Below are 22,545 nucleotides of genomic sequence, written 5' to 3' on the forward strand. Positions count from 1 at the left end.
AAATCACGCCAAGCACGACGGCGGAGCGTCCGTTGCGGGCCCACTCACCTGAGGTTTCGGCCGCGAGGGCGCGGCGATGGGGCGCCTTTTTCTACGCCGAGCAGGTGCTCCGCGTCATGCGCAATTACGGCTGGTCCGTGGTGCTGTACAGCGTGGGGCAACCCGTGGCGTATCTCTTTGCCATGGGGGTTGGCTTGGCCAGCCTGGTGGATGCCAACAGCGAAGCCACGTTCGGTGGTGTCAGTTATTTGGAGTTCGTGGCTCCGGCGTTGTTGGTCTCGGCTGCAGTGATGACGGCGTCGGGGGAATTCTCCTATCCCATCATGGACGGATTCAAGTGGCGCCGTGTTTTCTACGGTCCGCACGCCTCACCCTTGATTCCCGAGCAAATCGCCAGCGGGCACATCATGGCCAGCACCCTGAGGTTCCTCCTGCAGTCGGTGGTCTACTTCGTGGTGGTGGCACTGTTCGGTGCTTCGCCGGGTCCGTGGGGCTGGGTATCGGCCCTCGTGGCTACCGTGGCGGCCCTGTCCTTTGGCCTGCCGCTGATGGCTTATGCGGCGAGCATCAAACAGGACAAGGGGCAGTTTGCGCTGGTGCAACGCTTCATTGTGATGCCGCTGTTCCTGTTCTCGGGGACGTTCTTCCCACTGGATTCCCTGCCGATCGCTGTCCGTTGGATCGGATGGATTTCCCCTGTGTGGCACGGGACTGAGCTGAGCCGCGTGTTCACCTACGGGATGGATCAAAGCCCTGTGCTGACCATCATCCACGTGGTGTTCCTGCTGGTGACGGCCACAGTTGGTTGGATGGTTGTCCGCCGCCAGTTCGTGAAAAGGATGGGCTCATGAGCGTCCTGACCGGTGGACACAGCGCCACGGATCGTGCGCGGGAGCGGAAGTTCGGCTCCCTTTATTCACGCAATGCCAAAGCCGTAGTGGGCCGCGGATTGATGGCGGCCAAGTCCAGCACCTGGCTGGTCATGGTGTCCGGGTTCTTTGAGCCGGTGCTGTTCCTGCTGGCCATGGGCGTGGGCATGGGCTCCATCGTGGGCACCGTCCAAGGCCCTGGCGGCGGGGAGATCAGCTACGCGGCCTACATTGCACCGGCGCTGCTGGCCGTTTCGGCGATGAACGGGGCGATCTACGACTCCACGTGGAACGTCTTCTTCAAGATGAACTTCGCCAAGCTCTACCAAGGGATGCTGTACACGTCCCTGGGGCCGTTGGATGTCGCGATCGGCGAGATCTTCCTGGCCCTCCTGCGGGGCCTGCTCTACGCCACGGGATTCACCGCCGTCATGGGTGTGATGGGTTTGCTCACCAGTTGGTGGGCCATCCTGGTCATTCCTGCCTCGGTGCTGATCGCGTTCGGTTTCGCGAGCTTCGGAATGGGCATCACCAGCTTCATGAAGACCTTCCAGCAGATGGACTGGATCAACTTCTTCCTGCTGCCCATGTTCCTGTTCAGCGCCACGTTCTACCCGCTCAGCGTCTACCCGCAGGTCATCCAGTGGTTCATCCAGGCCATGCCCCTGTGGCACGGCGTGGAGTTGCTGCGGCAGATCAGCGTGGGTTCGTTCAGCCCGGCCACTGCAGTCCATGTGGGCTACTACCTGGTGATGATCGCTCTCGGGATCATGCTGACCACAGGAAGGCTGCGCCAACTGTTCCTGAAGTAGTAGGTTCCCGCTGGAGACCCGCCCCGGGGGTTACTCGAAGGAAGCCCGCCGGGCATCATTCGTTCTTGTCTTCCACAGATCTGGTGGATTGACCTTGAACCGGCGCCCTGTCAGCGCCCTCGGTACAAGCCTGATGTAGTTGTCTTTCGGCCCTGGTTGCCAAGGCTCAAGCCCCAGGGCATCCACTTCTGCTGTTTCCTCCGGATCAGTCATCAGCTCCGTATCGCCACGGGCCACCACGCTCCAGGCCTCGCCCGTGGCGGCGTCGTATCCGTCAATTTCCAACACAGCCGGTCGGGAGGCTTGTGCGCCCCACAGCTTCCGCCCCGGGCTGCTGCGGAACACGGGGTTGCGCCGAAACAGGACGTAATTTACCGGGAAGATCTCCGGATGGTCATCCACTATCAGGCCAATACGGCCGATGGTTTCAGTGGCCAGCAGATCCCAGCAGGCGTTGAAGGGCAGGTCCGGGACTTCCTGATGCGTGGATGAGCTGCCGATTTCCGGGGAGTCATTCATGATTACCTCTCGTAACCGCTTGGCTCGTGCAGGGGTTTCGTGGCACTAAGGACGCCTCACGTGCGGCGTCGGGCGCAGGATTTATGGTGCCGTCTCGGGTTCCCTGGCAGGCCACCAACGCTTTGAATCGCTGATGACAAACCGCCGTCCGGTGAGTTCAGTGGGCGTGATGCGAAACAGAAAATCCTTGGTCCCCGGTTCCCATGGCGAGAGATCGTGGGCTGTGCTTTCCTGGCTGGGGTCATCGGAGGGGATGGCTTCCGGCAGTCCTTTGGCTACGACGCTCCACGCAATGGTTCCGTAGGAATTGAAGCCGTCTGCTTCCAAGGCAACAGGCTCTGTGCCCATCAGCGCGTCCATTTTGGTTCCCGGCGCAGTCCTCAAGATCAAGGTCCCATCCTCCGGAAAATAGTTGACGGGAAAGATCTCGGGACCTGAACTGCTGGACAGTGCCAGCCGTCCCAAGGAGTTGGAACGCAGGAGTCTCCAACATTCGTGAACTTTCAGGATCTGTACCTCTGGTGGGTCTTCAACCGTGCTCATGTGCCGAGCATACATAGCGGGAGAGCGGAGACCTAGGGTGCGCAAGCCAAGCGTCGTCACTACCTCAAGTTTGCTCTTGAAGCTGTGTTCGCCGTCCGTGGAAGCGGGCACAAGCACCTTCATGGATTTGAGAGAATAGGTCCATGCAATCTCTCGGTGACCCGCACCCGTCCACGTCCCCCGCCGGCAAAGGCATGTTCAAGGGCTTCCGCATTGGCGGCCTGGGGATGACCGTCGTCATCATCGCGTTCCTGGTGGCCGTCATTTTCGCGGCAAACCAGAACGATGTTGTGGGTTGGGTCGTCGCAGTAGTGGCCTTCGGTTGGCTGGCTCTGGCCAGTTTCGTGGTGTTGAGCATCCGCAAGGCCGCGCAGCGGGCCGGCGCAAAGCTGACCGAAGCGCAGAATGCGTTCAACGCCGCAGCCGGCCGCGCGCCGTCGTCGTCCGCTGCTGACAGCGGTGGCACGCGCGTCGTAGCCGAACGCAGCAAATCAGATGAGGTTCGCGACCTCAAACTGGACCATTCCTTCAAGATCGTCCAGGTACAGGTCCGTGTTGTGGATGAGGAGCGGGCCAAGGGCGGCGCCGCCGATCAGGACACCATCAACCGCGCCCTGGAAACCATCGCCATTACGGCCACCAATGCGCGCGACATGATCAAGTCTTCCGGCGGCTCGGACGAGCCCGTAGCCGGCACCATCATCGACTAGAGTGGACCGGGTGAGTACGGCATTGAAGAAGGACTTCCTTCGCATCGCGTCAGTTAACGTCAACGGCCTGAGGGCTGCCTACAAGAACGGCATGGCGGAATGGCTGGAGCCCCGCGAGGTTGACATTCTCTGCCTGCAGGAAGTCCGCGCACCTGATGACATCGTCAGGAAGCTGATCGGCGAAGGCTGGCACATCCTCCACACCGAAGCTGAGGCCAAGGGCCGCGCCGGTGTCGCCATCGCTTCCCGCGAGGAACCCACTGCCACCCGCGTCGGTATTGGCGATGACTACTTCGACACGTCCGGGCGCTGGGTCGAAGCCGACTACACCGTCAAGAACAGTGCCGGCGAATCCACCACGCTCACGGTCGTCAGCGCCTACGTGCACTCCGGAGAAGTGGGAACCCCCAAGCAGGATGACAAGTTCCGCTTCCTCGACGCCATGACGGTGCGTCTGCCTGAGCTCGCCAAGCACAGCGACCACGCTTTGGTAGTGGGCGACCTCAACGTCGGACACACAGAGTTGGACATCAAGAACTGGAAGGGCAACGTCAAGCGTGCCGGCTTCCTCCCGGAGGAGCGCGCGTACTTTGACCGCTTCCTCGGCGAAGAAATCGGATGGAGGGATGTCCACAGGGGCCTGGCAGGAAATGTCGCCGGCCCCTACACCTGGTGGTCGCAGCGCGGTAAGGCCTTTGACACTGACACAGGCTGGCGCATCGACTACCACCTGGCCACACCGGGCCTCGCAGCAGCCGCTTTCTCGGCTGTCGTGGACCGGGCGCCTTCGTGGGACACCCGCTTCTCCGACCACGCACCGCTGGTAGTCGACTACCGGCTCTAAGCTCCCTAAGGTATTCCTCCATGACTAGTTCCATCACGACTGAAACCGGCGCACCCGCTGATGCTTCCGCCGAACCCAAGCCTGTGACATCCACCAAGCTTGCCGTTGGCGCAAAGCACCGTGTCCTGTCCGGCATGCAGCCCTCCGCTGACTCCCTGCACCTGGGCAACTACCTCGGCGCCCTGGTCAACTGGGTCCGGATGCAGGACGAGTACGACGCCGTGTACTTCATCCCGGACCTGCACGCCATCACCGTGCCGCAGGACCCGGCCGAGCTCGCCCATCGCACCCGAGTCACCGCCGCGCAGTACATCGCCGGCGGCGTGGACGTGGAGAAGTGCACCCTGTTTGTCCAGTCCCAGGTCCCTGAGCACGCCCAGCTCGCGTGGGTCTTGAACTGCATCACCGGCATGGGCGAAGCCGCCCGCATGACGCAGTTCAAGGACAAGGCACAGAAGCAGGGTTCGGACCACGCCAGCGTTGGCCTGTTCACGTACCCGATCCTGCAGGCCGCCGACATTCTCCTTTACCAGCCGCACGGTGTGCCGGTGGGCGAAGACCAGCGGCAGCACGTGGAGCTCAGCCGGGACCTCGCCAACCGCTTCAACAGCCGGTTCGGGGAGACGTTCCAAGTGCCGGAGGCCTTCATCCAGAAGGAATCGGCCAAGATCTACGATCTCCAGAACCCCAACGCCAAGATGTCCAAGTCCGCGGAGTCACCCGCCGGCCTGATCAACCTCCTGGATGACCCCAAGACGGTGGCCAAGCGCATCAAGTCGGCCGTCACGGACACTGAAACCGAGATCCGCTACGACCGTGAGAACAAGCCGGGTGTATCAAACCTGCTGACCATCTACTCGGCCATCAGCGGCACACCGGTAGAGAAGATCGTGGCAGACTACCAAGGCAAGATGTACGGGCACCTCAAGGTCGACCTCGCTGAGCTCGTCTCCGGGCACCTGGCACCTATCCGGGAGCGGGCCAACGAGCTCCTGGCCGATCCCGCGGAACTCGACCGCCTCCTGGCCCTCGGCGCAGACAAGGCACGCGACATCGCTTCAGCCACTCTCGCGGACGTCTATTCCAAGGTCGGTTTCCTGCCCTACCGCGGAGATGCCCACCGCGACCTGGGAGTCCGCTAACTCCATGTGCTCCGCTGGCCAGCTCAACGTCAAGACCGGCACCCGCAAGGGTGTCGGTCCGGACGGCTCCCGCCAGACGGGTGTTGCCGGCACCGACTGCGGCGACGGTGACACCATGTGCGTAGGCGTCATCATCGGCTTTCCTCCGGAGATTGCCCGCGAACTCCAGGAATGGCGCGCCTCCTTCGGTGACCCGATGGCCGAGGTCATACCTGCCCACATCACCCTGATCACCACCACGCCTACGCAGGACTGGGCCGCTACCCGCGAGCATGTGCGGCAAGTGGCCCGGACCCAGGAACCCTTCCACATCACCATTTCCGGAACAGGTTCTTTCCGGCCGGTCTCACCGGTGGTGTTCGTCAACGTGGAAGAAGGCTTTGAAGAGTGCGTGCAGTTGCACGAGAAACTTCAAACCGGGCCCCTCGAACGATTGCTGCCCTTCCCGTACCATCCTCACGTCACCGTGGCCCACGATGTGGCCCAGGAAAATCTGGATGAGGCCGAAACGGTCCTCAGAGATTACCGGGCGACCTTCCCTGTGGTTAGCATGGGACTTTACGAGCACGACACCAATGGAATATGGCAGCTACGGGAAGAGCTCGACTTTGGCGGCGATACTGACGAAGAACAGCAAGCGAATTCACGCCACGCAGGCGGACGTTCCTCCGCTGCCCACTGAGCTGGCAAAACTCAAACTCCAGCTTCTCCGCAAGAGGCAGGATTGGGGCCACGCCAAGCGCGCGGGCAGGGCCTTCCGCAGAAGGCCGGCGCGTTCTTTGCGCTCTTCCTTGCGAGACTTAACACGTTCCGCGCCTTGCGCTCTTTCCAGCACTACACGCGCCAGCACGGGCCATTGTTGAGTGCCGGTATCGGCTTCAACATGTTCTTTTCGGTCACAGGTCTGATCACCACCGGCTTTGCCGTTGCCGGAATAGTTCTGGGAGGCAGCCCAGCGCTCCAGGATGCTGTGATTGACAGCGTAGCTGTGGCGGCTCCGGGGCTACTCCAGGTAGATGGCGGCGAGGGACTGGTGGATCCCCAGTCCCTGCTCAACCCCTCGGGCCTAGGCTGGACTGCCGTCATCGCAGCGATCGTCACCGTTTTCATCTCCCTCGGCTGGATTGCCAGCGTCAGGGAGGGGGTGCGGGGTGTCATGATTCTAGACCCCCTCCAAAGAAACCCTGTTCTCCAGAAACTTATTGACGCCGGCGCCCTGCTGCTTCTTGGCGCCATGCTGGTGATCAGTGCCGGTGCATCCCTGATTTTCGGGACGGCGGCTGACTGGCTTATTGACATCCTGAAGTTGGATGAGGCCGTTGCGGCGCCGATTGCGGCTACCGTCAAGGTTGTGGTTCCCTTTCTGTTGAACTGCGCGACGGCGGCAGTACTGTTCCGCATCGCAGCCGGACTCAAGTTGGGGCGTCGCGGGTTCCTGGAAGGTGTACTTATCGCTGGTGTTGGGACCACCGTCCTGCAGTTATTCAGCACGGAGCTGCTGGCTCGGGCTGGTAACAATCCGTTGCTGGCCTCGTTTGCCATCATTATCGGTCTGCTGATCTGGTTCAACCTGGTGAGCCAGGTGTATCTGGTCTCGGCGTCCTGGTCAGCGATTCGCGAGGCTGACACGGCATCGGGGGAGTCCCCGCGCAAGAAAGTCCTTGGTTCGCGTCGCGTGGTGCCCCGCACCTGACAGTTCTATCTGGAGGCCCGCATGAACAACCAGTTGTGGATCGCCTGTCTGCTCGGGGCTGCGGTGGGACTCGTCGTTGGTCAGTTGGTCTTCAACTCGCCCTTTCTGGGCATCCTCATTGGTGTTGGTCTTGGCGCCCTCGTCGGAGCTGCGGTGGGACCCCGCCGCGGATAGCCGGTGGGTCCCACTGCGGCCAAGAACCTAGGGTGCCTTTACCAGCGCTTCCCACGCAACGGTCCAGCCGGTCGGGAATCCTGGCGCGTGACGGTCCGGTCCGTTGTCCCAGCCGGCGGCCATCAGGGCGACAGCGGCCAGAAGCCCTCCATTGCCCGGCAAGTAGAGCGGCAGTGAGTCAGTTTGGCGATTATGCCCATTGGGGAGGAAGGTATTTTTACCTGCGCTCAGGAGGAGCGCATCAACTGCGGCCTCCGGGTCCTCGAGTCGTGCGGCCGTCATGGCCATCACGGGGTAATCCCACCCCCAGGTGCTGGCCCAGTCCCAGTCGGCCAGGACGTCGGAGAGAGTTGCACGCATGATGGCCGGATCAATGAGATCGGTCTGCGGGAGGACACCCAGGGCGCACAGCATGGACGGGTGGTCGGTGCGAATGGTGAAAGGCTCGACGTCGATCGCGGCGTAAACTCCGTCAATCACGCGGGGCGTTACCATGCCATCTGCCACGTCCCACCATTCCTGCACAGGTTCCAGCCCCAGGCGTTCTCGCCATGCGGCCGCGGTCCGTAGTCCCCACTGCCAGTACGCCAGTTCGAACGTGGGATTGGTGACCTTTGCCCGGATGGAGCCATAGCTTTCCTGCGCCGGAATCAAAGGAGGGCCCAGCTCGAAACCGCGGGAGGTGGGATGCGCGAAGCTGGCCATGAACGCGGCTGTCTCAAACACGATCTCCGCGAACTCTTCCAGGACGTCGCGGCTGGGATTGGCCCGGTACACCAGTTCGGCCAGGTGGATGGGGTGCGGCTGCTGCCAAATGAGGAATGTGCCGATCGGACTGGGGCTCTCCCGACCGTCCGGTCCTACCTGCTTGGGCCAGCGAACGCCGTCGAATCCTTGCGCTTTCGCAGTCTGCCGCGAGGCCTCCAGCACTGTGGAGTACCAGCGGAGTGATGGCAGGAGCAGTTCCACGCGATTCCACTGCGCAAAGTGCGCGGCATGCCACCAGTGCATCTCCAGGTGGAAGCGGCCACGCCACGAATTGCAGACCAGCCCTGTCTCCTGCGGCGGCAACGAACCCGAGCAATTGATCGCGGTCAGGTATTGCGACAGCACAATCCTGCGTTCCAATTCCTTGGCCCGGGGATCATCTGTGGCATCAAGCTCGATCGCCGCACCCGAGGACCAGAACGCCGGCCAGTAGGCTGCGGATGCTTGGATGACTGAACGTGCAGCTGAAAGTTCGACGCCGGAACTGACATGGGTGCCGTGGCCCGCCCCCGCTGCCGGTCCAGTCAGCCTATTGTTGCCTCGCGGTATGCAGTCGCCGTCCCCGGCGGACAGGAAGGCAACGGAGACATCCATTGTGGTGACGGCCGAAGCGGTTGCGACTTGGAGCTGGTGCTGTCCGGTCTGTTCTACGGTCAGCTCCTGACCGGTGATGATCACCTGGTACCGGGAATCGTCCAGCTCGCGCCGGGCTGTCCATGCTGCGGCACCGTCACGCCCCTGTGAGGAGGACTCAGGGCCTTCGAGAGAGGTGGTGTGGGATTCCGGGTGCTTCCAGTCCGAGGCGTCATGCCACGCCTCAGACCCGTACGGGAAGTCGACGCCCACAACCAAGCCAGCAGCAAGCGCTGTGGACTCCACGCGGATGCCGAGCTCATCCCGGTCCGGGTGGCACGCCGTCGTCACTTTGACGGGGTGTCCTGACAGCGTGAAGCGGCTGGTTACCAAGCCCGTCCAGAGGTCGAGCGTTTGTTCAGCGTCAGCGATGTCGCCAGGCATCAGCGGACGTTCCGTGCCGCCCTCCGTCCAGCGGAAGCCGATGCGCCCCAAGTCCAGCCGGTGCGCGTTCGCCCGGAGCCACGTTTCCGCCACGGAAGTGTCGGTTTCCCGATCGTTCACGATGTCACCCACCATGTCCACGTAGGGGACCGGACCGCGGGGCGAATCGTAGAGGACAGTGGATCCGGTGAGCTCGTAGGGATGGGGTGGTGTAACAGAGTGCCAACCCCACTGCGCCTGCGTCCCAAGAAGCGTTCCCGGCGGCAAGTCATCACGGGCGCCCACGGGGTAGTGCTTGGGGAACGACTGGAGTCCGGTGAGGTCCACAGTGAAGGCGAATTCGCCGTTGCCTACGGAAACGGGGCTTCGCGGGTCCAGGTGCTGCTGCCGGACGTTGTGCCGCTGGACCAGTGCCTTGCGATCGATGGTGGGGGGCGGGTTCATGTCAGCCTTTCTGAAGGGATTACGCCGGCGAGTGTCACTGTGTCCTCGAGTTCAAGGAGCGGGAAAAACGCTGCCCGCTCGCAGGGGGTTTTGTTCGGCTGGTGCAATGTCAGGAACAGGCTTCCGTCCAGGTGCCGGCCGATCATTCCATGGCCACCATCTGTGCTCCAGAGTGGTTCGGCCTCTTGCTTCCAAGGGCCCATCACCGTCCCGGATTCGCTGCGGGCAATCCCCGTGGCGTAACCGTTGTCACCGAAGCTGGACCACAGCATGATGAGTTTCCCGCTTGAAAGCCGGAAGAGGAACGGACCATCGGTGACATACACAGGAAACCCGCGGTCCCGGACGGATGGGACATCAAGCGCGCGGGACCATGGAGCCTCCGAGGCGCTGAAAAGGAACACCGGCACTCCCACGGCGCTGCGCAGGTCCGGGCTGAGGCGCTGGGCCATCATGGCGCCGTCGTGCACCTGTTTCCATTCGTGGCAGAAGACAACCCACGGCATTCCTTCTTCGTCCACATGGAGCGTGCCATCCAGGCATTGCCAATTGCCGGGAGTAACCGGACCGTCACTCCATGGTTGGTAGGGTCCCTCGGGCTTGTCCGCGGCAAGTATCTGCGTTCCGCGGAGGCGTCCAGGCGCAATGAAGGTGGCGAACATGTAGAAGCGCCCTTGATACTCATGGACTTCGGGCGCCCAGTACTGCTCCTGGCTCCAAAATCCGCGCGGCGGCCTGAATGCCTCAAGGGGGCCATCCCAGATGAGGAGATCGCTGCTTCGGTAGCAGTCGAATCCAGTGGCCTGTCCGGACCAGATGTTCTTGTCCGTGCTGCCAAACAGGAGATAGTCGCCCGACGACGGCTGGGTCAGCACGAAGGGGTCCCGGATCTGGATCTGGTTCAGGCGTAAGTTCACGGCGTCCTCCTTGACGGATCCAAATAGTTCATACCCCAAACTATTGACGAATATACACTGTCTTGATACGTTTCAGGAACCGTTTTCTTGAGCCTGAAAGAAGCTTACCCAATGACGCGTAAATCTCTCCGACATCTCCGTAAGTCCGTCGCTTTCGTAGCAGCCGTCAGCATGCTGGGCCTCACTGCCGCCTGCTCCACCCCCTCCTCCAACCAGTCGGAAGACGGGCCAGTGGAGATCAGGTTCTCGTGGTGGGGCAACGCCACCCGGGCCGACCTCACCAACAAGGCCATCAAGGAATTTGAGGCTGCCAACCCCAATATCAAGGTCAAGCCGGAATACGGTGACATCGGCGGCTACTTCGACAAATTGGCCACCCAAGTGGCAGCCAACGACGCCCCCGACGTCATCACCATGGGTGGCGCCTACCCGGCCGAATACGCCAACCGCGGCGCCCTCCTGGATCTGTCCAAGGTGGAGGGTTCACTGGACCTGTCCAAGATGGACCAGGGAGCACTGGAAAACGGCCAGGTCCAGGGCAAGCAGTACGGCGTCTCCACCGGTGCCAACGCCCTGGCCATCGTCGTCAACCCTGCTGTGTTCCAGGCTGCGGGTGTTGCCTTGCCGGATGACAGCAAATGGTCCTGGGACGACTTTGCCAAGACGGCCGGGGACATCACGGCCAAGAGCCCCAAGGGGACCTACGGCACGGCGACCGTCCTGACGCATGATTCGCTGGATGCCTTTGCCCGCCAGCGTGGGAAGTCCCTCTATACCCAGGACGGCCAGTTGGGTCTGGACAAGGAAACCGTGAAGGATTACTTCGACTTCTCGGTGAAGCTCAGTGAATCAGGCGCTGCTCCCAGCGCATCGGAGACTGTAGAGAAGCTCAACGTCAGCACCGAACAAACACTCATGGGCATGGGCCAGGCCGGCATGATGCTGACCTGGACCAACTCCCTGACTGCCCTCAGCAAAGCCTCCGGTGCAGACTTGAAACTGCTCAAGCTGCCCGGTGAGACGCCCACGCCCGGGATCTGGCTCCAGTCCTCGCAGTTCTACACCATTTCAGCCCGGAGCAAGCACACGGATGCCGCCGCCAAGCTCGTCAGTTTCCTGGTGAACAATGAGGCCGCAGCAAAAATCATCCAGAGCGACCGCGGGGTACCCAGTAACTCCGGCATGCGCACGGCCATCCAGGACCTCCTGACACCTCAGGGCAAAGTGGAAGCCGCCTACATCGACCAGATCGGCAAGATTGACTTCGCTCCCACGTTCATTGGTCCCACCGGTTCCACGGCGGTCTCCGAGATCACGGCCCGCATCAATACTGAAGTCCTCTTCAAGCGGCTGAGTCCGGAGAAGGCAGCGGAGCAGTGGCTGAGCGAGAGTAAAGCGGCCATCGGCAAGTAGTACCCAACTAGGTGACAGCAAATGCTCCACTGAGGCGTCAGTGGAACGTTTGCTGTTACCTACATGGGCGGCAAGGTCCTCAGCCGGCGTCGCGGACTTAGCTGACTTCCAGGTAGGGGTCCGCCCATGCTCCGATGATGCGCGCAACCCGTGCGGCCTGGCCCTTTCCGGTGAGGAGGTGCTCGCTGCCCTCCAAAGAGATGAAACTCCGGGGGTGCCGGGCCGTACGGAAGATCTCGCTGGCGTTGTCGATCCCCACGGTGTTGTCGGTGGGGGAGTGCATCACCATCAGCGGCTTGTGGAGGGTGCGGATGCAGTCGCGCAGGTCGGCGCGTTCCACGTCCTCCACAAAGTGGCGGCGGACCTCCATGGGGCGACCGCCAAGGTCAACCACGGCGCTGCCGTCGCGCAGGATGTCCTCAATCTCGGTGTCGAACATGTGCTCAACATGCTTCGGCTCGTACGGTGCGGCGACGGTCACCACGGCGTTCAGGCCAGGGACGTCGCGGGCTGCTGCCAGCACGGCCGCGCCTCCGAAGGAGTGGCCCACCAGCAGGGAGATTCCCCGGCCCTGCTCACGCATGAACTCCGCGGCCAGGATGGTGTCGGCCACCTTCACGCTGAACGACCCCGCCGACCATTCGCCGGCAGAACCGCCCAAACCCAGGTTGTCGAATCGCAGCATGCCGACGCCCTGCTCAGCCAGTCCCTTGCAGATGCGGGAAGCGGCGGGGCTGTCCTTGCCGAGGGTCAGGCCGTGCGAGTACAAGCCCCAGCCGCGGACGGGCCCTTCCGGGACGTCCACGATGCCGGCCAAGGTGTCGCCGGTACTTCCCGTGAAGCTGATCTTTTCAGAGCGTGACACGCTGATCTCCTTGCGTTGCGGTGACGGTTGCGGTGATCACCGGTTCTGGAAATTGCTTAACGACGACGGCGCCCCTCACCAGCAGTGGTGAGTGGCGCCGTCGTCGTGGTTGTTCTTGTACGAAACGCGAACTAGATCTTGCGGGACAGAATGGCCTGCTTGACCTCTGCGATTGCCTGGGTCACCTGGATGCCACGGGGGCAGGCTTCCGAGCAGTTGAAGGTGGTGCGGCAGCGCCACACGCCTTCCTTGTCGTTGAGGATCTCAAGGCGCATGTCGCCGGCATCATCACGGGAATCAAAGATGAAGCGGTGCGCGTTGACGATTGCTGCCGGACCAAAGTACTGGCCGTCGGTCCAGAAGACCGGGCAGGACGAGGTGCAAGCGGCGCAGAGGATGCACTTGGTGGTGTCATCAAAGCGCTCACGGTCCTCAACGGACTGCAGGCGTTCCTTGGTGGGCTCGTGGCCCTTGTTGATGAGGAACGGCATGACTTCGCGGAAGGACTGGAAGAAGGGTTCCATGTCCACGATCAGGTCCTTCTCCACAGGGAGGCCCTTGATCGGCTCAACGGTGATGGGCTTGGTGGTGTCCAGGTCCTTCAGCAGCGTCTTGCAGGCGAGGCGGTTACGGCCGTTGATGCGCATGGCATCTGAACCACAAACACCGTGGGCGCAGGAGCGGCGGAAGGAAACGCTGCCGTCGATCTCCCACTTGACTTTGTGGAGGGCATCCAACACGCGGTCCGTACCGTACATGGTCAGCTTGTAGTCATCCCAGCGTGCTTCGTCCGAGATTTCGGGATCGTAGCGGCGCACGCGGAGCGTGATGTGGAACGTGGGGATTTCACCGTCGCCGGCAACGCTTGCCGGGAGCTCGATCTTGGAAGCGGGCTCTGCCATTTCGGTCGTCATTAGTACTTACGCTCCATCGGCTCGTAACGGGTGAAGATGACGGGCTTCGTCTCAAGACGGATGCCCGCGACGGATTCCGCCGAGGAGTCGACGGTGACGGAAGTATCCAGGTAGGCCATGGAGTGCTTCATGAACTTCTCGTCATTGCGGTCCGGGAAGTCTTCGCGGTAGTGGCCACCGCGGGACTCTTCGCGGTGCAGTGCACCAACAGTCATGACCTTGGCCATGTCCAGGAGGAAGCCCAGTTCCACGGCTTCCAGGAGGTCCAGGTTGAAGCGCTTGCCCTTGTCCTGAACGGTGACGTGCTTGTACCGCTCCTCGAAGGAAGCGATGTCGCGAAGGACCTGTTCCAGGGATTCCTTGGTACGGAACACCTGCATGTTGGCGTCCATGGTGTCCTGCAGTTCTTTGCGGATCTGCGCAACACGCTCTGTGCCGTTGCCGGTGAGCAGGCCGTCCAGGATGCCGCGGGTCATTGCCTCGGGGTCCTCGGGCAGCTCGACGTAGTCGGCCGTCTTGGAGTACTCCGCAGCAGCGATGCCTGCACGCTTGCCGAACACGTTGATGTCCAGGAGGGAGTTGGTGCCGAGGCGGTTGGAGCCGTGCACGGACACACACGCAACTTCACCGGCTGCGTAAAGGCCCGGGACGATCGTGTCGTTGTCCTGGAGCACTTCAGTGGTGATGTTGGTGGGGATGCCACCCATGGCGTAGTGCGCCGTGGGGAACACGGGAACCGGATCGGTGAACGGTTCCACACCAAGGTAGGTGCGGGCGAACTCCGTGATATCCGGAAGCTTGGCTTCGATGTGAGCCGGCTCCAGGTGGGTCAGGTCCAAGAGGACGTAGTCCTTGTTGGGACCACAACCGCGGCCTTCACGCACTTCGTTCGCCATGGCACGGGCCACGATGTCACGGGGTGCGAGGTCCTTGATGGTGGGGGCGTAGCGCTCCATGAAGCGCTCACCTTCCGAGTTACGCAGGATGGCACCTTCACCACGTGCACCCTCGGTGAGGAGGATGCCCAGGCCGGCGAGGCCGGTCGGGTGGAACTGGAAGAACTCCATGTCTTCCAGGGGGATGCCACGGCGGAAAGCGATGCCCATGCCGTCACCCGTGAGGGTGTGGGCGTTGGACGTGGTCTTGAAGACCTTGCCGGCGCCGCCTGAAGCGAACACTACGGACTTGGCCTGGAAGACGTGAAGTTCGCCGGAAGCGAGGTCGTAGGAGACCACGCCGGCAACGCGCTTCTGCTTGTACGGGGTACCGTCTTCGCGCACTGCGTCTTCTTCGACGATCAGCAGGTCCAGAACGTAGTACTCGTTGTAGAACTCAACGTTGTGCTTGACGCAGTTTTGGTACAGCGTCTGCAGGATCATGTGGCCCGTACGGTCGGCTGCATAGCAAGCACGGCGGACAGGAGCCTTGCCGTGGTCACGGGTGTGGCCACCGAAACGGCGCTGGTCAATGCGGCCTTCGGGCGTGCGGTTGAACGGCAGGCCCATCTTTTCCAGGTCCAGCACGGCGTCAATGGCTTCCTTCGCCATGACCTCGGCTGCGTCCTGGTCAACCAGGTAGTCGCCACCCTTGATGGTGTCAAAGGTGTGCCATTCCCAGTTGTCTTCTTCGACGTTGGCCAGTGCTGCACACATTCCACCCTGGGCTGCACCGGTGTGCGAACGGGTGGGGTAGAGCTTGGTCAGTACCGCTGTGCGTGCGCGCTGACCGGACTCGATCGCGGCGCGCATGCCGGCGCCACCTGCACCGACAATAACGACGTCGTACTTATGGACCTGCATACCAGATGCTCTCTCTTTCAAAATTCAGATGGTCTGCGGAGGCTGCTCCGCTACGTCAGGCGAACCGGTTCACTCCTCAGAGCCACCGGAAACGCTGCTACGGGGCCGGGCAGAATCCGCCAGGAAGCTGAACGCCGTCAACAACAGGGCACGGGTTGAAGGTGAAGATCACCAGCGTGCCCAGAATGATGATGACCAGGGTGGCCGCGTAGAGGACCATCTTGAGCCAGAAGCGCGTGGAATCCTTCTCGGCGTAGTCGTTGATGATGGTGCGGACGCCGTTGGTTCCGTGCAGCATGGCAAGCCATAGCATGGCGAGGTCCCAGAACTGCCAGAACGGGTCTGCCCACTTGCCGGCAACAAAGCCGAAGTCGATCGCGTGGATGCCTTCGCCTACCAGCAGGTTCACGAAGAGGTGGCCGAAGATCAGCACCACCAGGACGATGCCGGAGAGACGCATGAAGAGCCAGGCGATCATCTCGAAGTTGCCGCGGCTGGAGCCGGTGCGGTTGTACTGCGGGGCGATCTTGCCGGAGCCGATTTTTCCGCTGCGCGGGGATTCGATGGTTGTCATGGCTTAGTGGCCTCCCAGCGCGAGGGAAAGGTGGCGGATGGCGAAGCCGGCGAACGTGACCAGCCACAGCGCAAGCACGATCCACAGCATCTGGCGCTGGTACTTTGCGCCCTTCTTCCAGAAGTCGATGGCAATCACGCGCAGGCCGTTGAAGGCGTGGAAAATGATCGCAGCGACCAGGCCCGTTTCCCCCAGGGCCATGAGGGGGTTCTTGTAAGCACCAATGACGGCCGTGTAGGCCTCAGGGGACACGCGCACCAATGAGGTGTCCAACACATGGACCAACAAGAAGAAAAAGATCACTACACCGGTAATACGATGTCCAACCCAGGACCACATGCCTTCACGGCCGCGGTACAAGGTGCCAGCTGGTTTTGTCGGCACTGATTAAACCTTCCTGCAACACAGCGGCGCTGGCATGGGATCCACGCGGGGGAACGCCTGCTGCGAGAGCACTCGTAGCTCACGCCTAAATCTAGGCTTCGCTCACAGCATATTCAATTTAGGACGGGCTTCTCTCCTTGTTAATTCCATGTTTCCTGCCAGTATTCAGGCGATTTTGCCCAGTCCCTGAGACGAACGCCACATGCGTGGCGTACTGCAGGGCTTCGCGCTTGCGTCGGATAAAGTGTTGCGGTGAGTACAGAAGACGCGAAATACCCGGAATCGCCCATGAACCGCTTCCATGCGGTTATTCCGGCCGGCGGTGTGGGGACCCGGTTGTGGCCGCTCTCGCGGGCCGCTGCGCCCAAGTTCCTCCACGACCTGACCGGTTCCGGCAGTACGTTGTTGAGGGCCACCTATGACCGCCTGGAGCCACTGGCCGGCGAGCGGGTGCTCGTCGTTACAGGCGAGGCACACCGTGCCGCTGTTTGCCGCCAGCTCCCTGAAATCGGGGACGACGAACTGGTGCTCGAGAGCGAGCCCAAGGACTCCGGTGCTGCGATTGGACTGGCTGCCGCCATTCTGTACCGCCGCGACCCGGACACCATCATGGGCTCCTTCGCCGCGGACCAGGTCATCAGCCCGGACCATCTTTTCCAGGAAACGGTGCGCGAGGCCATCTACACAGCCGCCACGGGCAAGATCGTCACCATCGGCATCAAGCCCACGCACCCCTCCACCGGCTTTGGCTACATCCGATCCGGCGTTGCCCTCCACGTGGAAGGCGCACCGAATGCGCTGGCGGTGGCTGAGTTCGTGGAGAAGCCCAGCCAAGAAGTCGCCAACAAGTATGTAGAAGCAGGGGACTACGTCTGGAACGCGGGCATGTTCGTTGCTCCCGTGGCGCTCATGCTCAAGCACCTTGAAGCGAACCAGCCTGAATTGTTCAAGGGCCTCCAGGAAATTGCAGAGGCCTGGGACACTCCACAGCGCGGCGAAGTCACCGCGCGGGTATGGCCCACGTTGCCCAAGATTGCGATCGACTACGCCGTGGCCGAGCCCGCAGCGGCAGCCGGCGATGTCGCCGTCGTGCCTGGCACCTTCCGGTGGGACGACGTTGGCGACTTCGCCGCGATCGGCCGCCTCAACAATGCCGGCGATGTGGACGAAGTGACCGTGCTTGGTGAAGGCGCCCGCGTGTTCGCGGAGAATGCCAGCGGCGTGGTGGTCTCCGATACCAAGCGCGTCATCGCCCTGATCGGTATCAAGGACGTAGTCATCGTGGACACCCCGGACGCACTCCTTGTCACCACCAAGGAGCACGCGCAACTGGTCAAGGGCACCGTTGACGCCCTTAAAGCCAGCGGCGATACGGACGTGCTGTAACGCAGCTCCTTATACCGTGAGCCACCTCTTTGGTTGTCCTGCGTCTGAACGCAGCGTAACCAAGAGGTGGCTTTCGTTCTTTGCATGCCGCGGATGGCTAGAGTTGTGACGTGCGCAATTACACGACTGAAACCGAGCCCGCTCCCGTTGTGAGTCCTTGGGTTGATGAACTGCTGCCCGGACTCATCGAATTCCGGCGTGACCTCCATGCGCACCCCGAACTCTCCTTCAAGGAATTCCGCACCACGGACAAGCTCGTGGAGCGGCTCGAAGCGGCAGGGCTGAAGCCGCGGCGCCTGGAGGAAACCGGGCTGACGGTCGATGTGGGCGAGGGCCCCATTGCCACCGCCCTTCGTGGCGACATCGACGCACTGCCGATCATCGAGGAAACCGGCCTGCCGTTCGCTTCGAAGAACCATGGCGTCACCCACGCTTGCGGGCACGACGTCCACACCACTGCCATGCTCGGCATTGCCTTGACGCTGCAGCGGATGCACAAAAACAATCCGCTGGGCGGCACGGTCCGGATCATCTTCCAGCCGGCCGAGGAAACCATGCCGGGTGGCGCGCTGTCCTGCATTGAGCAGGGAGTCCTGGAGGGCGTGCCGCGCATCCTGGCGCTGCATTGCGATCCCCGGATCAACGTGGGCCAGATCGGCACCCGCATCGGGGCGATCACCTCAGCCTCTGACACCATCAAGATTGAGCTTTCCGGCCGGGGCGGACACACATCCAGGCCACACCTGACCGAGGACCTCGTGTTTGCACTGGCCCAAATAGCGGTCAATGTCCCGGCCGTCCTTTCCCGCAGGGTTGACGTCCGCAGCGGCGTGTCCGTTGTCTGGGGCCAGATCTCCGCAGGCTCTGCACCCAACGCCATCCCCGGCTCCGGTTACATGGCCGGCACCATGCGTTGCCTTGACCGCGATGCCTGGCACAGCGCAGGGGAGTTGCTGGACGACGTCGTCCGGCAGGTTGCCGCGCCGTACGGCGTGGACGTCCACCTGGAACACACCCGTGGCGTGCCGCCTGTGGTCAACTCCGAGCACGAGACCGCCCTCATCGAAGCTTCCGCCCGCGCGGAGCTGGGTGAAAACGCAGTGGTCCTCACTCCGCAGTCCATGGGTGGCGAGGACTTCGCCTGGTTCCTGGCAGACCTCCCCGGTGCCATGATGCGCTTGGGTACGCACACGCCCGGCGGCGAAGAATACGATCTCCACCGTGGTGACTTCATCGTGGACGAGCGTGCCCTCGGCTACGCCATCCGCGTCCTGACCGCAGCGGCGCTCCGGACCATCCGCGACCTCGAGCAGTAAACCCAACTGACTGGTATTAGTGGTTGTTCTGAGCCCTGGGAACAACCACTACTGCCAGTTACTTGGGTATCGGCGACGCAGATGAGTTGTGCACAATTGAATTGTGCACTATCGTTTTATCCATGAGTGATGCACCCCGCCTCCGCCACCAGGTCTGCTTTGCGCTGTATTCAGCGTCCAAAGCCGCGACGGCGGTCTACCGCCCCGTGCTGGAGGACCTTGGCCTGACATACCCGCAGTATCTGGTGATGCTGGTGCTGTGGGAGCAGGAGCCGCGGAGCGTTCGCGACCTCGGCGCCGAACTGGGCCTTGATTCAGGCACGTTGTCGCCCCTCCTGAAGCGCCTGGAGGGCCTGGGGCTGGTGGAACGCCGCCGCTCCGCCGAGGACGAGCGCCGCGTGGACGTTGTACTGACCGACGCCGGGACCGCCTTGAGCGACCGTGCCCAGGCTGTGCCCCAGCGCCTCGCGGACGCCGCCGGACTTTCTGCCGGTGAGATCGAACAACTCCACGCCACCCTCGGCAAGCTCACGAAAGCCCTCAACGGCTCACTCTGAGAACAGCTCACTCGCAACCAACTCCCGGAAAATCCCGAGACGTCCATTCCCGAAGAGAAACGGAAACACCATGAAGACTCTCTACACTGCCGAGGCACTGGCCTCCGGCGAAGGTCGCGACGGCAACGCCCGCACCAATGACGGCAAACTGGATGTAGCACTCGCCAGCCCCGTGGAACTCGGTGGCAACGGTGAAGGCACCAACCCGGAGCAGCTTTTCGCCGCCGGCTACGCAGCCTGCTTCCACTCCGCGCTGCGCCTGGTGGGCCGCAAGGAACGCGTTGACCTCAGTGATTCCGCAGTTGCCGCCAAGATCCACTTCGGTGCATTGACTGACAGCGAAGGCTACGGCCTGGCTGCCGAGCTCGAGATCGCACTGCCTGCCCTGGACCGCACCACCGCTGAAGAGCTGATGACCAGGGCGCACCAGATCTGCCCTTACTCCAACGCAACCCGCGGCAACATGGCCGTAGACCTCAAGCTCGTGGAGTTCGCAGCATGAGCGCCGCCGCTACCGAAACCCGCGAAATCCAGCTTGCCTCCCGCCCTGTGGGCCGTCCGGCTCCGGAGAATTTCCGGCTCGCAACAGCGCAACTCCCCGAGCTCGCCGAGGGACAGCTCCTGGTGAAGAACCAGTTCATGTCCGTGGACCCCTACATGCGCGGCCGCATGAACGACGTCAAGTCCTACTCGGCGCCGTTCCGCCTCGATGCAGCGCTCGACGGCGGTGCGGTAGGTGAGGTCATCGCGTCCCGGTCCGACGCGCACAAGGTGGGTGACGTCGTCGTGCATCAACTCGGCTGGCGTGAGCACGCCGTAGTGGACGCCGCGGCAACCACTCCGGTTCCGTCGGGACTGGCCCCTACCTCCGCGTTCCTTGGCGCCCTGGGCATGACCGGCCTGACTGCCTATGCCGGACTGCTCAAGGTGGCAGAGTTCAAGGAAGACGACGTAGTGTTCGTCTCCGGCGCGGCAGGTGCGGTGGGCTCGATGGTGGGCCAGATCGCCAAGGCCATGGGCGCGTCCAAGGTCATCGGCAGTGCAGGATCGCCGGAGAAGGTAGCCCGGCTGCTGGAACTTGGTTTTGATGCTGCCTTCAACTACAACGATGCCCCTGTGCTGGAGCAGTTGAAGGAAGCCGCGGGGGAGCGTGGCATCGATGTGTACTTCGACAACGTCGGAGGGGAACACCTGGAAGCTGCTTTGGCTACCCTCACCGTTGGTGGCCGGGTTGCCATGTGCGGTGCCATCGCACAGTACAACTCCACCGAGCCCCCGGTGGCGCCCAGGAACCTGGCCGTGGCGATCGGCAAACAGCTGACCATGCGCGGATTCCTGGTGGGCGGACAGCGACAGCACGCCGCTGAATTCGCGCAGAAGATGGCCGGCTGGCTCGCCGACGGCAGCGTCAGCTATGACGAAACGATCGTTGACGGCCTGGAGAATGCACCGCAGGCCTTCATCGACCTTCTGGACGGCGCCAACACGGGAAAGATGTTGGTACGCCTCTAATCCACACGTGAATCGCGTGTGACTTGCGCACCCAGCTACTGCTTGGTAACAAAAGGTCAACAATCTGACCTGGAGTGATCAATTGTGGTAGCTGGGTGTGTTCCAGGCCACTAGTGTGGGTTTCATCAATGCGCTTCGGCGCAGCTGCGAGCATCAGTGAAAACAGAATTTCTGCCTCAGGTATAGGAAACGGACACTCATTGACCATCCGTCGTAGCGCCAATCACTTTCTTCCTGGAGGAAAATTGAAGAAACCACTGCGTGCCACCCTGAAGCGCGGTTCAATGGCCGGTGTTGCCACTGTCGGCGCAGCAGCGCTCCTGCTGACCGGCTGCGGACAGGCCCCCGACGCCGGATCCGGCGCCGCTACCAAGAGCGACTTCGTAGGATGCATCGTGTCCGACTCCGGCGGATTCGATGACCAGTCCTTCAACCAGTCCTCGTTCGAAGGCCTCAAGAAGGCCGAGACTGATTTGGGCATCACGGTGAAGTCGGCCGAATCGAAGGCCAACAGCGACTTCGAAACCAACCTCAACGGCATGATCTCCGCCGGCTGCAACCTTACGGTCACCGTTGGCTTCCTCCTGGGCGATGCCACCAAGGCCGCCGCCGAGAAGAACACCGACAAGCACTTCGCGATCGTCGACTACACGTACGAGACTCCGATCGCCAACGTCAAGCCGATCGTCTATGACACGGCACAGGCGGCATACCTGGCCGGATACGCGGCTGCGGCTACCACCAAGACCGGCAAGGTGGGTACCTTCGGCGGCATCAAGATCCCCACGGTCACCATCTTCATGGACGGCTTCTACGACGGCGTCCAGGCCTACAACAAGGCCAAGAACAAGACCGTCCAGGTTGTCGGCTGGGACAAGACCACCCAGGACGGTTCGTTCACGGGTGACTTCGAGAAGCAGGACACGGGCAAGCAGGTCACCATCAACCTGCTGGACCAGGGCGCGGACATCATCATGCCTGTCGCAGGACCTGTTGGTAAGGGTGCAGGCGCTGCGCTGAAGGAAGCCAAGGCGGCCGGCAAGGACGTCAAGCTCATTTGGGTTGACTCCGATGGCTACCTCACCGCTCCTGAGTACAAGGACCTCATGCTGACCTCCGTGGTCAAGCAGATGGGCGAAGCTGTTGAAGCCGTGGTGAAGGATGACACGGAAGGCAAGTTCAACAACGCAGCCTACGTCGGCACCTTGGAGAACGATGGCGTTGCCATCGCTCCGTTCCACGATCTTGACTCCGCTGTCACCGCTGAAACCAAGTCCGAGCTCGATGCCCTGAAGGCTGACATCGTCTCCGGCAAGCTGGTTGTCGAATCGGCAGCGAGCCCCAAGAAGTAAATCAATTCCTGGACGCGCCGC

Annotated in this window: 24 protein-coding genes; 15 read left to right on the forward strand and 9 right to left on the reverse strand. The window is 62.2% G+C overall.

Annotated features, from left to right (window positions below; translation table 11 throughout):
- The first annotated feature begins 2 nt into the window (after positions 1–2).
- Together CGK93_RS06505 and CGK93_RS06510 are read left to right on the forward strand one after the other, a co-directional pair.
- Complete coding sequence (locus tag CGK93_RS06505) at positions 3–851, forward strand: ABC transporter permease (RefSeq protein WP_198318452.1); 849 nt, start codon at positions 3–5, stop codon at positions 849–851.
- Complete coding sequence (locus CGK93_RS06510) at positions 848–1,681, forward strand: ABC transporter permease (RefSeq protein WP_089594126.1); 834 nt, start codon at positions 848–850, stop codon at positions 1,679–1,681. The genes CGK93_RS06505 and CGK93_RS06510 overlap by 4 nt, the downstream gene beginning before the upstream one ends.
- A gap of 30 nt (positions 1,682–1,711) precedes the next feature.
- On the opposite strand, the gene CGK93_RS06515 is transcribed toward CGK93_RS06510, so the two are convergent.
- Positions 1,712–2,200: a pyridoxamine 5'-phosphate oxidase family protein gene (locus tag CGK93_RS06515; RefSeq protein WP_089594127.1), complete on the reverse strand. Its 489-nt coding sequence runs from the start codon at positions 2,198–2,200 to the stop codon at positions 1,712–1,714.
- An 81-nt stretch (positions 2,201–2,281) separates the two neighbouring features.
- Positions 2,282–2,743, reverse strand: coding sequence for a pyridoxamine 5'-phosphate oxidase family protein (locus CGK93_RS06520; RefSeq protein WP_089597248.1), 462 nt, complete (start codon positions 2,741–2,743; stop codon positions 2,282–2,284).
- Between the two features lie 143 nt (positions 2,744–2,886).
- Between CGK93_RS06520 and CGK93_RS06525 the strand changes: the two genes are divergently transcribed.
- From CGK93_RS06525 to CGK93_RS23785, 6 genes are read left to right on the forward strand one after another with little or no spacing between them, the layout of a single operon-like run.
- Positions 2,887–3,453, forward strand: coding sequence for a hypothetical protein (locus CGK93_RS06525; protein WP_089594128.1), 567 nt, complete (start codon positions 2,887–2,889; stop codon positions 3,451–3,453).
- Positions 3,454–3,463: 10 nt separating this feature from the next.
- A complete protein-coding gene (locus tag CGK93_RS06530) occupies positions 3,464–4,297 on the forward strand; it encodes an exodeoxyribonuclease III (protein ID WP_089594129.1) in 834 nt (277 codons plus the stop codon).
- Positions 4,298–4,317: 20 nt separating this feature from the next.
- On the forward strand, positions 4,318–5,439 hold the full coding sequence (gene trpS, locus CGK93_RS06535; protein ID WP_089594130.1) for a tryptophan--tRNA ligase: 1,122 nt from the start codon (positions 4,318–4,320) through the stop codon (positions 5,437–5,439).
- A 4-nt stretch (positions 5,440–5,443) separates the two neighbouring features.
- Positions 5,444–6,121, forward strand: coding sequence for a 2'-5' RNA ligase family protein (locus CGK93_RS06540; protein ID WP_089597249.1), 678 nt, complete (start codon positions 5,444–5,446; stop codon positions 6,119–6,121).
- Positions 6,122–6,163: 42 nt separating this feature from the next.
- Positions 6,164–7,132: a YihY/virulence factor BrkB family protein gene (locus CGK93_RS06545; protein ID WP_089594131.1), complete on the forward strand. Its 969-nt coding sequence runs from the start codon at positions 6,164–6,166 to the stop codon at positions 7,130–7,132.
- Between the two features lie 21 nt (positions 7,133–7,153).
- Positions 7,154–7,306 (forward strand): hypothetical protein, encoded by a 153-nt coding sequence (locus CGK93_RS23785; RefSeq protein WP_167510385.1) that lies wholly within the window; start codon positions 7,154–7,156, stop codon positions 7,304–7,306.
- A gap of 27 nt (positions 7,307–7,333) precedes the next feature.
- Here the strand turns inward: CGK93_RS23785 and CGK93_RS06550 are convergent, their stop codons facing one another.
- Positions 7,334–9,535: a hypothetical protein gene (locus CGK93_RS06550; protein WP_089594132.1), complete on the reverse strand. Its 2,202-nt coding sequence runs from the start codon at positions 9,533–9,535 to the stop codon at positions 7,334–7,336.
- The gene (locus CGK93_RS06555) at positions 9,532–10,452 is read right to left on the reverse strand and encodes a glycoside hydrolase family 43 protein (RefSeq protein WP_089594133.1); all 921 of its coding nucleotides are present in this window, start codon (positions 10,450–10,452) and stop codon (positions 9,532–9,534) included. The genes CGK93_RS06550 and CGK93_RS06555 overlap by 4 nt, the downstream gene beginning before the upstream one ends.
- A gap of 111 nt (positions 10,453–10,563) precedes the next feature.
- Here CGK93_RS06555 and CGK93_RS06560 point away from each other — a divergent pair, with 111 nt between their 5' ends.
- Complete coding sequence (locus CGK93_RS06560) at positions 10,564–11,865, forward strand: ABC transporter substrate-binding protein (protein WP_089594134.1); 1,302 nt, start codon at positions 10,564–10,566, stop codon at positions 11,863–11,865.
- Between the two features lie 97 nt (positions 11,866–11,962).
- On the opposite strand, the gene CGK93_RS06565 is transcribed toward CGK93_RS06560, so the two are convergent.
- The 5 genes from CGK93_RS06565 to sdhC all read right to left on the reverse strand — a co-directional run bounded on the left by CGK93_RS06565 (position 11,963) and on the right by sdhC (position 16,356).
- Entirely contained in the window at positions 11,963–12,730 is a 768-nt protein-coding gene (locus CGK93_RS06565; protein WP_089594135.1) for an alpha/beta hydrolase, read from the reverse strand.
- Between the two features lie 131 nt (positions 12,731–12,861).
- Positions 12,862–13,644: a succinate dehydrogenase iron-sulfur subunit gene (locus tag CGK93_RS06570; RefSeq protein ID WP_026542862.1), complete on the reverse strand. Its 783-nt coding sequence runs from the start codon at positions 13,642–13,644 to the stop codon at positions 12,862–12,864.
- Positions 13,644–15,443, reverse strand: a complete 1,800-nt coding sequence (sdhA, locus tag CGK93_RS06575) for a succinate dehydrogenase flavoprotein subunit (protein ID WP_089594136.1) — start codon at positions 15,441–15,443, stop codon at positions 13,644–13,646. Before sdhA ends, CGK93_RS06570 begins: the two co-directional genes overlap by 1 nt.
- 97 nt (positions 15,444–15,540) lie before the next feature.
- Positions 15,541–16,017 carry a succinate dehydrogenase hydrophobic membrane anchor subunit gene (locus CGK93_RS06580; protein WP_089594137.1) on the reverse strand — a complete coding sequence of 159 codons (477 nt, stop codon included), beginning with the start codon at positions 16,015–16,017 and terminating at the stop codon, positions 15,541–15,543.
- Positions 16,018–16,020: 3 nt separating this feature from the next.
- Positions 16,021–16,356, reverse strand: coding sequence for a succinate dehydrogenase, cytochrome b556 subunit (gene sdhC / locus CGK93_RS06585; RefSeq protein ID WP_231343329.1), 336 nt, complete (start codon positions 16,354–16,356; stop codon positions 16,021–16,023).
- Between the two features lie 333 nt (positions 16,357–16,689).
- Here sdhC and CGK93_RS06590 point away from each other — a divergent pair, with 333 nt between their 5' ends.
- The 6 genes from CGK93_RS06590 to CGK93_RS06615 all read left to right on the forward strand — a co-directional run bounded on the left by CGK93_RS06590 (position 16,690) and on the right by CGK93_RS06615 (position 22,524).
- Positions 16,690–17,787 (forward strand): mannose-1-phosphate guanylyltransferase, encoded by a 1,098-nt coding sequence (locus CGK93_RS06590; RefSeq protein WP_435521716.1) that lies wholly within the window; start codon positions 16,690–16,692, stop codon positions 17,785–17,787.
- 110 nt (positions 17,788–17,897) lie between these two features.
- Entirely contained in the window at positions 17,898–19,103 is a 1,206-nt protein-coding gene (locus CGK93_RS06595) for an amidohydrolase (RefSeq protein WP_024820064.1), read from the forward strand.
- A gap of 122 nt (positions 19,104–19,225) precedes the next feature.
- Entirely contained in the window at positions 19,226–19,660 is a 435-nt protein-coding gene (locus tag CGK93_RS06600) for a MarR family winged helix-turn-helix transcriptional regulator (RefSeq protein WP_089594140.1), read from the forward strand.
- A gap of 70 nt (positions 19,661–19,730) precedes the next feature.
- On the forward strand, positions 19,731–20,162 hold the full coding sequence (locus tag CGK93_RS06605) for an organic hydroperoxide resistance protein (protein WP_089594141.1): 432 nt from the start codon (positions 19,731–19,733) through the stop codon (positions 20,160–20,162).
- Positions 20,159–21,172 (forward strand): NADP-dependent oxidoreductase, encoded by a 1,014-nt coding sequence (locus CGK93_RS06610; RefSeq protein WP_089594142.1) that lies wholly within the window; start codon positions 20,159–20,161, stop codon positions 21,170–21,172. Before CGK93_RS06605 ends, CGK93_RS06610 begins: the two co-directional genes overlap by 4 nt.
- A gap of 245 nt (positions 21,173–21,417) precedes the next feature.
- Entirely contained in the window at positions 21,418–22,524 is a 1,107-nt protein-coding gene (locus CGK93_RS06615) for a BMP family lipoprotein (RefSeq protein ID WP_439898960.1), read from the forward strand.
- The last annotated feature ends 21 nt before the right edge of the window (positions 22,525–22,545 follow it).

It is taken from the genome of Arthrobacter sp. YN, assembly GCF_002224285.1.
Lineage (GTDB): Bacteria > Actinomycetota > Actinomycetes > Actinomycetales > Micrococcaceae > Arthrobacter.